The following is a 13,171-nucleotide window of genomic DNA, read 5'->3' on the forward strand; positions in this document are numbered from 1 at the left end:
GGAAGCCTTTCCGTCATCTGCCAAAGGCGGTCGCCGGCTGTTATCCTCGGCGTTGCATCCCGTTACGATCCAGGCACTCATGGTTATAAATATTGTGACTGGTCGGCGGGGTGAGGCTCGTGGCGCGGTACGGGAACGGGCAGTCGACCGGCGCGGCGTGGCGGATCGGTGATCTCGACCGGAACCTGCTGCTCCAGTGCCGGACCAGCCAGGTGACCCAGGCGGTCCAGGCGGCGGACCGGACGGGCAGCGGGTTGGTCGTCACCGTCGAGCGCGGCAACCTGCGGGCCTGTCTCGACCGGGCCCGCCACCTACGGGAGGTGGACCAGTACCGACAGCCGGTCCTGCTCGACGCGGCTCGGTACGCCGGCCCGGCCCGGATGCCCGCGTCGGCCCCGTTCGACGACGGGTGGATCCAGCGGCAGCGGGACCTGGGGCTGCCGGTGCTCACCGACTCCGGCTACCTGGCCGCCGGGGACACCGCCGGTTGCCTCGGCATCCTCGAACGCGCCGCCCGGCTCGGCGACGCCGTCGCCCTGCTGCCGATGCACGCCTGGTGGCTCGCCGACCCGTCCGCCCGGCGGAACCTCGTCCGGTACGTCGAGGTCGTCGGCGTGCCGGTCGCGGTCATCATCGAACGCCCGGTCCCCCCGGTCGACCCGGTCGAGACGATCCGGGGTCTGCTGCAGCTGCTCGGCTGCGCCGTACCGGTGCTGGTGCTCCGTGCGGATCTCTCCGCGCTCGGCGCGCTCGGCTCGGGTGCGGTCGCCGCGGCGGTCGGGACCGAGCCCGCGTTGCGCGGCCTGGAGCCGTGCCGCCCGGGCCAGCCCTGGCCGGCACCGCAGCCCGCGCAGCCGGCTGTCCTGATCCGCCAGTGCCTGTCGTACCAGTCGTTGCCGAGTGTCGAGGCCGCCCTGCGCCGCCACCCGGACAACGGCATGTGGGGGTGCGGCTGCTCGACCTGCGCCGGGCGCGATCTGACCTGGCTGGTCAACCAGCCGGACGGCGTACGCGGCCGTCTCGCCTTCCGACACTCGGTCGACGTCCTGCTCGCGCTGCGCGCGGAGGTGTCCGGGCCCTCCGTCCAACTCAACCAGTGGAGCTGGCGGGCCCGCTGCGCCACCGCCGCGTCACGGCTGCGCGAGGTGGGCTGGGAACGGCTGCCGATGCTGACCCACTGGCAGGAGGCGATCAGCATGCCGACGCTGTCCCGGCTCACCATCCCGGCGCCCCGCCGCCCCGATTTTGTGAAAGGAAGGGCCCCCTCTTATCGCTTTCGGTAGAAGAAGGGGCCCTTCCTAACCGCTCGCCGGCGCGGCGGGCGCCGGCTGGCGCCCGGGCGGGCGGGACTCAGTCGACCAGGGCCGCGTAGACGAGCTGCCGTAGCTCGGCCCGCAACGGGTAGGTGCTGGAGGGGACAAGCTGGGTGAAGAGCAGCGCCGTGATCTCCTCAACCGGATCGACCCAGAACGCCGTACTCGCCACGCCACCCCAGTAGTACTCGCCGACACTGCTCGGGACCCGACTCGGCACCGGATCCAGGACCACGGCGAACCCGAGCCCGAAGCCCATCCCGTCTAAGGTCGTCTCGGCGAAGCCGCCGGTGGACAGTTGTCCCAGGTCCCGCCCGCCGGGCAGGTGGTTGCGGGTCATGAAGCGTACGGTCCGGGGAGCGAGCAGTCGTACCCCGTCGAGCTCGCCACCGCGGAGCAGGAACTGGGTGAACCGGTGGTAGTCGGCCGCCGTCGAGATCAGCCCGGCGCCGCCGGAGAGCAGGTCCGGCTTCTGGAGCGCGAACCGGCCGAATTCGTCGTACCGGACCGCCTGGCCGGTGACCGGGTGCGGCATATAGCAGGCGGCGAGCCGGTCCGCGTCGGCGCCCTCGGCCCACCAGCGGGTGTCGGTCATCCCGAGCGGTTCGAGGACCCGTTCGGCGAGGAAGGTGTCCAGCGACTGGCCGGAGACGACCTCGATGAGCCGGCCGAGCACGTCGGTGGCGACCGAGTAGCCCCAGGCCGTGCCGGGTTGGAAGAGCAGCGGCAGCCGGGCCAGGTTGGCGGTCGCGGTTGCCAGGTCGATCCCGGCCGGCGGGTAGAGGTCGAATCCGGCGGCCCGGTAGAGCCCGTCGACCACCGAGGTCTGCAGGAAGCCGTACGTCAGGCCGGCGGTGTGGGTGAGCAGGTGCCAGATCCGGATCGGCTCGACCGCCGGCACCGTGTACGGCTTCAGCGCCGACCCCCGGTCGTAGACCCGGGCGTCGGCGAACTCGGGGAGCCAGCGGCTGATCTCGTCGGTGAGCTGGAACCGCCCCTCCTCCCAGAGGATCATGGCGGCGACCGAGGTGATCGGCTTGGTCATCGAGTAGATCCGCCACAGCGTGTCGGGCTCGACGGGTTGGCCGCCCTCGATGTCCCGCTGACCGTAGGTTGACGCGTGTGCGACCTCGCCGCGCCGGCTCACCACGATCTGCCACCCGGCCAGCCGACCGTCGTCGACGTACCGGGCGAAGTGCGTGTCGATCCGGGACAGCCTCGCCGGATCGAACCCGACCTGGTCGGGGTCAACGGTGCGGTGCAGGCTCATGGCCGCAAACGTACTGCCGGGTCGGAAACCGCGGCAACGACTCCGCCTGTCATGATCGGCACACCCCCGCCGGCTGCGCCGGCCCGGGCAGGCCGGTATGGTCCGGGCGTCGGACCGGGCGACCCCGCGGACCTTTCCACCCCATTCCCGGCTCACCGGCTGCCTGGCCGCCGCCGGGATGGCCCGGGGTGCCGGACCGGCGGGCAGGAGAGTTCCGGGATCAGCCGCCGGTGGGGCGAGTCGGTCGCCAGTACTGGCGTTTCCGCTCGTCCCGGACGACCACGCCGAGCCGGGCCAGCTCGGTTCGCAGCTCGGCCATGTCCCGGCGGTCGCCCTTCTCCACGGCCCGCTGCCGGGCCCGCAGCAGTGGGCCGGCCCCGGCCGGCAGGCCGGCCGCGTCCTCCACCCAGCGCCGCCACTCGTCCCGGTACGGGTCGCCGTCGACGTGCCAGGGATAGCCGTGCGCCGCGAACGCCGCCCGCAGCCGGTCGGCGGGCAGGTCGGAGGTCTCCCGGGCCAGTTCGCCGCCCTCGGTGTCGAGCAGCACGAGCTGTTTGCCGGCCCGGAAGACGCCGGCGACCCGTTCGCGGCGAAACTCCTGCGTGGTGTTGCCCCGGACCAGCACCACCCGGTCGTCGTCGACGGTGACCGTCAGTCGCGCGTCGGCGGCGATGCCGGCGAGCAGCAGCCCGGCCAGCGCACCGAGGAGCAGTGCGCCGAGGCCGGCCCAGGGCTCGTCGACCGAATCGATCATCCGGAAGAACCACCGCCACGGTACGTGGCGCAGCGAGGCCACCCACCCGGCCGACCACTGCACCAGCCAGCAGATGGCCGCACCGAGGAGCGGGAGGAGGAGCCAGCTCAGCACCACCATGGCCCGCGGCTCGGCCACCACGGTTCGCCGCCCGCCGCGCGTACCGTCCGTCGGGGGCATCTCAGGAGACCTCGCGTCGTACCGTCCGGACCAGCCCCGCGACCAGCGGGATTCCGACCCAGACCAGGACCGACACCGCGAGCCGGGCCCACTGCCCGGCGGTGAGCTCGCCGGCCGTCGGCGGCTCGACCAGCGGGGCGGTGGTCAGCCCGGTGTCCAGCCACCCGGCGGCGGTACGCAGCCGCGCCACCAGCTCGCCGAGCGTGGACCAGGCGATCGGCAGTACCAGGGAGAGGACGATGGCCAGCGGCGTGTTCTGCACGAGTAGGCCGAAGGCGATGCCCATCAGCACGCTGACGATCTGGAACACCGCCGATCCGAGTACCGCCGGCAGGCTGGCGGACCAGGCGTCCGGCGTGCCGCCGTCGAGGGTGGCGAGCAGGGTGCCGGCGGCCGTCGTAACCAGGCTGACCACCACCGCCGCCAGGGCTGCCAGCGTTCCCGCCGCCAGCTTCGCGACCACCACCCTGTGCCGCCGGGGCACCAGGGCGAAGGTGGTCAGCGCGGTGCGCTGGGAGAACTCGCTGGTGACCAGCAGGATGCCGAGGATCGGCAGCAGGATTCCGACCGGGAACTGGGCCAGCGCGAAGAGGTTGTCGAACCGCTGGTCGGTGTCCGGGCTGACGAACACCACCACGGCGACGATGCCGGCCGAGAGCAGGGCGATGACGACCAGAAGCCAGAAACCGGACCGGGTGTCGGTGAGCTTGCGCAGCTCGACGCCGGTCAGCCGGAGCAGCGACGGACGCCCGTGGACCGACGGGTCGACGCCGCCCGGTGCGGTGGGCGCCGGGTCGGCGGCGGCGTGGGGCGAGGACGCGGGGTACGCGGTCACCGTCCCACCTCCCGGGCGCCGTCGCCGGCGGTCAGGGCGAGGAAGACCTGTTCCAGTCCGGCGCTCTCCGCCGGCCGCAGTTCCCGCAGCGCCACCCCGGCGTCGGCGGCGGCCTGCCCGACGACCCCGGGCTCGGCCCCGACCAGCAGCCCGCCATCGGTGCTGGCCCGGATCGGCAGCCCGGCGCGCTTGAGGGCGGCCCGGAGCGCCCGCGGGTCCTGAGCCCGGACGAGGGCACCGGCGCCGGCCAGGAGGTCGTCCTTGCTGCCCTGCGCGACGATCCGACCGGAGCCGATCACCACGAGCTGGTCGGCGACCGCCTCCACCTCGCGGAGCAGGTGCGAGGAGAGCAACACCGTCCCGCCCCGGTCGGCGAAGTCGCGCAGCAGGCCGCGCATCCAGAGGATGCCCTCCGGGTCGAGCCCGTTCGCCGGCTCGTCCAGGATCAGCACGCGGGGATCGCCCAGCAGGGCCTGGGCCAGGCCGAGCCGCTGGCGCATCCCCAGCGAGTACCCCCGAATCCGGCGCTTCGCCACCGCGGGTGACAACCCGACCCGGTCCAGGCACTCGTCGACACGGCGCCTTGGCAGACCCATGATCGCCGCCGACAGCAGCAGCGTCTCCCGGCCGGTACGACCGGGATGCTGCGCTCCGGCGTCGAGCAGCAGCCCCACCTCGCGACCCGGATTCGGCAACCGGCGGTAGTCGACGCCGTGCACCCTGGCGGTGCCGCCGGACGGCGGGGTGACGCCGCAGATCATCCGCATCGTGGTGGACTTGCCGGCCCCGTTCGGGCCGAGGAAGCCGGTGACGGTGCCCGGCGTACAGGTGAAGGAGACGTCGTTGACGACGGTCCGCGCGCCGTACCGTTTGCTCAGGTGTTCGACGGTAATCACGTGCGCAGCGTGCCCGCGTGAGCGGCTGGGGCGCAGCGGCCGGCGGTTGACCCCGGATCGCCGTCGGGCGGCTCTTCCGTCGACCTTCGGCTACCGGCGGGCCTCGACTTTGGTAGGTGTCCGGAGGCCGGAGGCGGTTTCTAGCATGGCGGGGTGAGCAGCGTCGTCCCGGCACAGCCCGAGCATCCCTGGCTGCTGCCGGCCAGCCTGACGGCGGATCCGACCAGCACCGCGCCGCACCCCCGCCGGTCGACCCGGGACTGGGTCGTCGACGCGCTCTTTTTCCTGGTCGCCAGCGGCTACGCCGTGGTCGCGTTCTGGGACGTGCTGAGCCCCCGGCCGACCATGGTGCCGGAGCGGGCCGACTCGGAGCTGGCGGTCGTGATCGACATGGTGCTCACCACGGCGCTCTGCCTCAGCCTCTGGGTACGCCGCCGCTGGCCGGTCGGGCTCGCCGTGGCCGCGCTGCCGGTGGCGTTCTTCTCCACCCCGTCCGGGATCGCCATCCTGATCATTCTGTTGACCGTGGTGGTGCACCGGCGGCTCGCGGTGGCCGGTCCCCTGGTCCTGGCGCACTTCGTGGCCGGCGTGGTCTACGAGTTCCGCCACCCGGACCCGGTCGACGGCCCGGTCGTCGGTCTGGTGATCACCGTACTGCTCACCGGGTCGGTGCTGGCCTGGGGCATGTTCGTCCGGGCCCGGCGCCAGCTCGTACTCTCCTGGCGGGACCGGGCGATCCGGGCCGAGGCCGAGCAGCGGCTGCGGGTCGAGGCGGCCCGCCGGATGGAGCGGACCCGGATCGCCCGGGAGATGCACGACGTCCTCGCGCACCGGATCTCGCTGCTGAGCCTGCACGCCGGTGCGTTGGAGTTCCGGCCGGACGCGCCACCCGAGGAGATCAGCCGGGCCGCCGGGGTGATCCGGACCAGTGCCCGCCAGGCGCTGGAGGAACTCCGTGAGGTGATCAACGTGCTGCGGGAGGACCCGCCCGAGGCGTCTCCGGAACCGGACCGGGGGGTGTCGGGTGGGCCGCACGCCGACCGGGCGACCGCGCTGCGGCGGACGTACGAACCGGACCCGCCGTACCCGCCCGTGCCCGGGCAGCCGAGCGGGGGCGAGCCGGCGGTGGCCGGGTCGGGTGCCCCGGCCGGCGAGCCGGAGCGGTCGGTGGCGGCCGGCGCGAGGGTGCCGGAGCAGGTGGTGGCGGCCGGGGTGCTCGACCGGCCGGTGGCGGAGCCGGCACGCCCGCAGCCCACCCTGGCCGACCTGCCGGAGCTGGTGGAGGAGTGCCGGGCGGCGGGGATGCGGGTGGAGCTGCGTACCGAGCTGGTCGGGGTGGAGAACGCGCCGGCCGGGATGGGGCGCGGGGCGTACCGGATCGTGCAGGAGGGTCTGACCAACGCCCGGAAGCACGCGCCGGGAACGGTCGTCACGGTGAGCGCGCGCGGCCGGGCCGGGCTCGGCCTCACCGTCGAGGTGCGGAACCGGTGGCCGGTGGGCCGGCCGGCCGAGCCGAATCTTCCCGGGACCGGGACCGGCCTGGTCGGGCTCGCCGAACGAACCGCGCTGCTCGGCGGCTGGCTGGAGCACGGCCGAACCGAGACGGGTGACTTCCGCCTGGCGGCCTGGCTACCGTGGCCGTCGTGACGGGGAACGTCGGGACCGGGTCGACGCCGGGGGCCGCCGGCACGTCATCCCCGGTACGGGTGCTGATCGTGGACGACGACGCGCTGGTTCGGGCCGGCCTGTCGATGATCCTCGGCGGCGCCCCGGAGGTACGGGTGGTGGGGGAGGCCGCCGACGGCGCCGAGGTGCCCGCCGCGGTCGCCGCGTACCGGCCCGACGTGGTGCTGATGGACATCCGGATGCCCCGGATGGACGGGCTCGCCGCCACCGAGGCGGTACGGCGCCTCCCGGATCCGCCCGAGGTGCTGGTGCTGACGACCTTCGACGCCGACGAGTACGTGCTGCGGGCGCTGCGGGCCGGCGCCAGCGGGTTCCTGCTCAAGGACACCCCGCCGGCCGAGATCGTCCAGGCGGTCCGCCGGGTCGCCGCCGGCGAGGCGACGCTCTCCCCGACGGTCACCCGGCGGCTGATCGCCCACGTGACCGGCTCGGCCGGCCGGCGGGACGCCGACCTCCGGCGGGACCGGGCGGTACAGCGGCTCGCCACGCTCAGCGAGCGGGAGCGCGAGGTGGCGGTCGCGATCGGCCGGGGCTGGTCGAACGCCGAGATCGCCGCCGAGTTGTTCATGAGCGTCGCCACCGTCAAGGCGTACGTCTCACGCCTGCTCACGAAGCTGGACCTGAACAACCGGGTCCAGGTGGCGCTGCTCGTCCACGACGCGGAACTGGTCTGAATCCGGGGTGGCCGCTTCCGGCCGTCGCCGGGTGCCGTCCGGTCCTCGGCGTTTCGGCCGTCGGCTCAGCGTGGGGGTGGACGACGGTTCAGTCGCGCGGGTGGACGACGTCGAGGCCGCCGGTGTCCACCATCGGCCCGGTCTGGCGCATCCGTTCGGCGACCTGGTGCCACCGCCCGGCCTGGCGCGTGCAGATGCTCTGCGCCTCGTCCCCGCGCAGCGGCTCGCCCCGGTAGTCCATCTCGGCGAGCCGGCGGCGGGCCTGGAGGCTGCCGTCCCCGGCGTGCTCGGCGATCGCCTGGTAGATCAGGTCGAGCCGGCGGTCGACCAGCGCGATGTTGCGTCGCGCCAGCTGCTCGATGCTCTCCTCGGGGTGGGTGCCGTCTCCGACCAGCCGGTCGGCGCCGGAGAGCATCAGGTCGTCGAAGCGCGGGATGTTCGGGGGAAACCGGGCCTCGGCGACCCGGATCGGGTCGGCCGCCTCCCGGACCAGCCGGATGAACTCGGCCCGGTCCCGCCAGTAGCGGGCGTGGTCCAGGGCGATCCGACAGAGGACCTCCCAGGTCTCCGCGTCCAGGTCGAGCCAGTGGATGAGCTGGTGCGGGTCCGCGGTCGGCGGCGACAGCGCCCGGTCGTGCCAGGTTCGTTCGAGCAGCATCGCGCCCTGGCAGACCAGCTGTTTCGCGTACGCGGACATCCGGGTGTTGATCGGCTTGTCCGGGCGGGGAAAGACCACCCGCAGGCTCGGATAGACCTCCTCCTCGAAGTAGCCGAAGTCCTGGAGCCGGCGCAGTGGCGCCAGGTCCGGCTCGCTGCTGAGGATCCAGCGGCGCAACCGGTCGGCGGCGACGCCGCTCTCGGTGCAGGCCACCGCGGCGCGGAGGTGTTCGACCGCCCTCGCGACCAGCGGTGCCACCGGCGGGGGCAGCGGGTGCGGGTCCCGGCGGGCGGTCGTCCCGGTCGCCCGCCCCGGCCGGGTCGGGCCGTGGCCGTCCGGGCCGCCGCGCCCGTGTGGGTCGATGCCGCCGTCCGGGGTGTCTCCCCGGCTCGACCGGGTTGCCGGCCGACGTGGCCAGCGGGCCGGATGCGCCAGCGGCAGGGCGTCGGAGATCAGCCGGCGCCCCAGCCCGAGTGCCCGGCCGGCGGCCGAGAGGGGCGGTGGTGGTGCCCGGTCCGGGTCCGGGAAGTAGCCCTTGAGCGCGAACCCGTAGGTGCAGGCCGCGTTGTAGAAGTCGAACGACCGGAGGGTGCGGGCCGGCCATCCGCGCTGGGCCTGCCGGATCGCCCGGTCCAGCAGCGCACCGCCGCACGGCCATTCCCGCATCAGCATCCCGGCCCGCCGCCGCGGGCCGCGCCGCCACCAGCCGGCCAGGCAGCCGCCGTCGTCGAACGGTGCGGGCGGCCCGTCCGTGTCGACGCGTCCGTCGGATCTGGTGCCACCGGCTCCTCCGGCGCCCGCGGCGGTCTCGGCCCCTCGGTGGTCCGCGGCCCGCCCGGCGTGCCCCGCGGCCGTGGCCGCCGGGCGACGGGCCGGGCGCCAGCCGACCGCCGCCCAGTCGTGCCAGGCCTTCGCCAGTCGCAGCGGTGCCCAGACGTCGCGGAGCAGCAGCAGCGCCGAGTGGGTCACCTCGGAGCGGGTGGCCCGGACGAACCAGGCGAGCACGCTGTCCTCGCGGAGCCGGTACAGCTCCTGGGCGGCGGCGGTCTGGAAGACCACGGTGGTCGCCTCCGGGAACTCCCGCAGCACCCGGCGCAGCCACTCCTTCGCCGCCGCCTCACCGGGCGCGTCGGCGAAGGTCACCGCCACCGGCCAGTACCGGTCGACGAACGCCTTCTCCAGCCGCTGCCGCATCTGCCGGCGTACCCTCTCCCGGTCGCCGACCCCGTCGGACTTGAACCACTGGTGCACCGTTCGTTCGCTGTAGGCGAGGGTGCAGGCGTACTGGTAGCGGAGCCGGATGGAGTCGGGCCGGCGGCGCAGGTAGCGGAGCGTGCCGAGGATGTGCCGGACCGGGTGGCGGAGCCGGTCCGTACGGGTGGTCCAGACGTGGTCGTCGTACCAACCGCCCTGTTCGCGCAGGACCAGGGCCGACTGGTACGTGTCGAGCGCGTCGAGGAAGAGCCCCATCTCCTCCTGCGCGCTCGCCACCATCACCCGCAGGTCGGCGTTGAACGGGTCCAGCTTCAGTGCCTCGGCGTAGTACCGGAGTGCCTCGTCGAACTGCCGGCGGTCCTGGAGTTCCTTGCCCTTGTCGTAGGCGGCGAACAGCTCCGCCGGCATCTCCCGGCCGCACCAGTTTCGCCACGGCGCCGCCCGGCCGAGCCGGGTCACCGGCAGGATCGTCGCCAGCACCCAGTACGCCGTCCGCCGGGTCGCCTCCTCCCAGGTGCTGCCCCACTGTGTCGTCATCGCGCTCCGCCCGCCCCCCAGGAAGGAGGTGACCGTGACGGAGACGCCGTAGCGAGGCTCCTGGGCGCGCTTGTGCAGCACTCCGGTGACCCGGTAGCCGACCTTCGGCCAGAGCCGGGGAAGCATCTGCAGCAGCATGGCCAACGGGTTGGTGGTCTTCGGGTCGATGCCGCCGGCCACGTCGAGGAAGCTCTCCGGCGGCGGGTCGGCTGGCCCGGCGTACGGGGGGTAGATGTGCGTCGCGGAGAGTCGTTGGCAGAACTGGCTCTTCAGGTCGTCGACCGGGGCGCTGTGGTCCGCGGTCGCGTCGGTGAACTCGTGGACGTCGACCGGCCCGGGTCGGTAGGCGAGTAGTACCTGGCGGTGGTGCCGCCAGGCGGCGAAGCTGGCCAGCGCCAGGAGCAGCAGCCCGAGCCGTTGCCGGGCCGGATGCGGCCCGTCGCCGCCGACCGCGATCGCGAGTCCGTCGAGCGGGGTGAGCAGCCAGGAGTCCGGTCGGTCGGGGGAGCGGCAGCACGGCGGGGGCGGCCCGGGATTCCCGGCCGATCCGCCGGGGAGTGGGCTGCTCCCACTGCGCGGACCGCTGGATCCCGTGCGACGTTCGTCTGGCGCGATGTGGCATCTCGACCACCGATCGGTCGGCTCGGCACCCGCCGGAATGTGGGAAAGCCGCAGGTCAAGCCTATGATCGTGGTATCGGTCCGGTCCCCGGAACGCGAAAACCTGTCCGCACCGCTGCCTCACAAAAAGTTCGCGGGCATCAGGAACCCCACCCGGCGTGGGTGTGAGTTGGGCCGACTCGACGATCTGACAAGACGCCGTTCCGGTCGGGGCGACGGCGTCGCCCGCCGTACCGACGGAAGAGTTCGTCGAGCATCCGCTGGATCTCGGCCGGGCCGATGAACCGCCCGTTGCTGGGGCCGGTATCAGTGGACCCTTCCACGCCCAGGTTGTCGAGGCCGGACAGGTACGCCCGAGACTCCTGCAACTCGGCGGTTTCCTGCGCCCTTTGCCGCAGCGCGACCGCGATCCGGTCGGCCTCTTTGCGCCTCCCGGCGTCGTCCAGGTGCGGGTTCGAGAGGATCTCGAACTTCCGGACCGATGGAGGTAGCTGCCCGGTTTCCGACAGCTGCCGTCCGGCTGTGAGGAGGCCGGGTCAGCTGGGTGACGGTGAGCCGGCGGTGTGCCACTCGGCCAGGAAGGCGTCGACCAGATCGCGGGCCCGGGCGCGGTGGTCGAAAGGCTCCCGGAGCCGTCGGCGGGCCATCGCGGAGAGCGCGTCGGCGGCCTCGTTGAGCAGGTGGCCGGTGTGGCCGCGGACGTGCTGGTACGACACGTGCCGCAGGGTGGCCACCCGTTCGGCGAGCCGGACCAGGGTGGGTCGGGTACCCCGGGCCCGGGGCCGGAGGCTGTAGCCCGGCGGCAGGCTGTCGGTGTCGCCGGTGCGCCACAGCCGCAGGTAGGAGAGCGCGCCGGTGCTGTCGACCAGCACCGTCATCGGGTCGGTGCCGAGGTTGGGGTCGGAGAGCAGGAACTCGACGGCCCGGAGTTCGTTGATCAGGACACGGGCCGGGCCGGTCGGGTCGAGCCGGTCGGCGACCCGGCCGCGCAGCCCGAAGCGACCGTCGCTGGCGACGTACGCGATGCCGGCGGCCCGGTTCTTCCAGCTCGCGTCGGTCGCCGCGACCAGCGGGCCACCGTTGTGGAGCCAGCGGGTGACCTGGCCGCGTACCCCGGAGGTGGCCGGCCAGGTCGACGGCAGCGCGCACACCTCCGGCCGGGGGGAGGGGTGTTGCGCGGCGAGCTGCTGGGCGGTCTCGACCAACCGGGCCGCCGCGGCGAGGTCGTCGTAGCGGGCGGCGATGACCGCGAGTTGGAGTGCGTCGGCGACCTGCCGACAGTTTTCGCAGCGCCGGCTGCTGAGGTGGCGACGCAGTGCCTGGGCACGGTCGGCCAGGGCTGGCGGGAGCAGGGGCAGAGCCTTGGTGAGCTGGTCGGGGCGCACGGCGACTCCTACCGGAAGGAGAGCGGGGAGGGGGAGGGTGAGGATGGTGGTCGCTCACCGGAGCTGGACGGTGACGCCGCCGGAGAGGAGCGAGTCGGGCAGTTCGAGCTCGGCGAGCGTGGCCTTCGTGGGGATGTCGTGAACGAGTACGCCGGTGATGGCGCTGCCCGGGCCGATCTCCGTGAAGAAGAGCTCGGCGTCCTTGTCGGCGTGGAGCCGAGCGGGCCGAGAACGCCGATCTGCCGCATGGCTGGTTCCTCCCAGGTCTGATACCAAGGTCAAGGGAACCAGGCACTGTGAACCGAGGCAACGAAGAAACGGCCAGGGATCGCTGTAGACAGACCATATGTCGGTAGTTGGTGATTTCATGGCAGATGAAGTCGCAGGTCAACGTGGGCGGCTCCGGATGTCTGTGGTGTCCGCCACATGGGATGTCGAGGTCGGCGAGCGTCCGGACCCCTGGCTGGGTGAGCTACCGCCGGTCACGTCCGGTTGAGTAAGGTGCTGCCGTGGGTGCCGCATACCTGGTCGTGCTCGGCGATCGCGCCGCCATCCGGTGGGTGCTGGAGGAGCAGCGGATGGCCTTCCCCGCCACGCCCCGGGCCGAGGTCGCGGCGCTCGCGTCCGGCGATCAGCTCCTGCTCTACGCGACCCGGGGGGCCTGGCACAACCCGACGCGCGACCGGGGGCGGGTGATCGCGACGGCCCGCGTGGCCAGCGCGGTGCGGAGGCTCGACCCGCCGGTCGAGATCGCCGGCCGCGACTTCCACTCCGGCTGCGACCTGGAGATCACCGGCGTCGTTCCGTACCCGGGCGGGCTGGAGTTGCAGCCGTTGGTGCCCCGGCTGGCGGCGTTTCCGAAGCCGCACGCCTGGAGCATCTACCTGCGGCGGCCACTGCTGCGGCTGACCGACGACGACTACGCGCTGCTGGCGGGGGACCTCCGTCCGCTGCTCACCGACCGGTCCGTGGCCCTGTCGACGTACCCGGCGCCGTCCACGGCGGCAGCTTCCCGATAGCTCGGCCGACCGGCCGGTTGCCCTGCCGGCTTCGTCTCCGGGTCCCTGCAACCGCTCCAGCTCCGCGTCGCCGGCGGAGTCCCCGAACCGTACTGGTTCTCCGGAGCGTCATGGCCATTCGGTCAGGGA

The 13,171-nt window shown here is 73.3% G+C and carries 11 protein-coding genes; 4 read left to right on the forward strand and 7 right to left on the reverse strand.

All coding sequences use genetic code 11. The annotated features are described in order from the left end of the window. The first annotated feature begins 119 nt into the window (after positions 1 to 119). Positions 120 to 1,283, forward strand: coding sequence for a hypothetical protein (locus tag EF879_RS14825; protein ID WP_123558933.1), 1,164 nt, complete (start codon positions 120 to 122; stop codon positions 1,281 to 1,283). A 67-nt stretch (positions 1,284 to 1,350) separates the two neighbouring features. Here the strand turns inward: EF879_RS14825 and EF879_RS14830 are convergent, their stop codons facing one another. From EF879_RS14830 to EF879_RS14845, 4 genes are all read right to left on the reverse strand, one after another. After that, entirely contained in the window at positions 1,351 to 2,583 is a 1,233-nt protein-coding gene (locus tag EF879_RS14830; protein ID WP_123558934.1) for a serine hydrolase, read from the reverse strand. 220 nt (positions 2,584 to 2,803) lie between these two features. Continuing rightward, positions 2,804 to 3,517, reverse strand: a complete 714-nt coding sequence (locus tag EF879_RS14835; RefSeq protein WP_233604471.1) for a hypothetical protein — start codon at positions 3,515 to 3,517, stop codon at positions 2,804 to 2,806. A 1-nt stretch (position 3,518) separates the two neighbouring features. Further along, complete coding sequence (locus EF879_RS14840; protein ID WP_233604494.1) at positions 3,519 to 4,256, reverse strand: ABC transporter permease; 738 nt, start codon at positions 4,254 to 4,256, stop codon at positions 3,519 to 3,521. Between the two features lie 92 nt (positions 4,257 to 4,348). Next, entirely contained in the window at positions 4,349 to 5,248 is a 900-nt protein-coding gene (locus EF879_RS14845; RefSeq protein WP_123558936.1) for an ABC transporter ATP-binding protein, read from the reverse strand. 153 nt (positions 5,249 to 5,401) lie between these two features. Between EF879_RS14845 and EF879_RS28155 the strand changes: the two genes are divergently transcribed. Together EF879_RS28155 and EF879_RS14855 are read left to right on the forward strand one after the other, a co-directional pair. Then, entirely contained in the window at positions 5,402 to 6,895 is a 1,494-nt protein-coding gene (locus tag EF879_RS28155; RefSeq protein ID WP_123558937.1) for a sensor histidine kinase, read from the forward strand. Further along, entirely contained in the window at positions 6,874 to 7,608 is a 735-nt protein-coding gene (locus EF879_RS14855; protein ID WP_370375508.1) for a response regulator, read from the forward strand. Before EF879_RS28155 ends, EF879_RS14855 begins: the two co-directional genes overlap by 22 nt. An 88-nt stretch (positions 7,609 to 7,696) precedes the next feature. On the opposite strand, the gene EF879_RS14860 is transcribed toward EF879_RS14855, so the two are convergent. From EF879_RS14860 to EF879_RS14870, 3 genes are all read right to left on the reverse strand, one after another. Beyond that, a complete protein-coding gene (locus EF879_RS14860) occupies positions 7,697 to 10,762 on the reverse strand; it encodes a tetratricopeptide repeat protein (protein WP_123558938.1) in 3,066 nt (1,021 codons plus the stop codon). Between the two features lie 412 nt (positions 10,763 to 11,174). Continuing rightward, positions 11,175 to 12,023: a ribonuclease HI gene (locus EF879_RS14865; RefSeq protein WP_123558939.1), complete on the reverse strand. Its 849-nt coding sequence runs from the start codon at positions 12,021 to 12,023 to the stop codon at positions 11,175 to 11,177. Positions 12,024 to 12,077: 54 nt separating this feature from the next. After that, a complete protein-coding gene (locus EF879_RS14870) occupies positions 12,078 to 12,305 on the reverse strand; it encodes a hypothetical protein (protein ID WP_123558940.1) in 228 nt (75 codons plus the stop codon). 227 nt (positions 12,306 to 12,532) lie between these two features. On the opposite strand from EF879_RS14870, the gene EF879_RS14875 reads away from it, so the two are divergent. Next, on the forward strand, positions 12,533 to 13,042 hold the full coding sequence (locus EF879_RS14875) for a hypothetical protein (RefSeq protein ID WP_123558942.1): 510 nt from the start codon (positions 12,533 to 12,535) through the stop codon (positions 13,040 to 13,042). Positions 13,043 to 13,171: the final 129 nt, after the last annotated feature.

This window comes from Micromonospora sp. HM5-17, assembly GCF_003762835.1.
Lineage (GTDB): Bacteria > Actinomycetota > Actinomycetes > Mycobacteriales > Micromonosporaceae > Plantactinospora.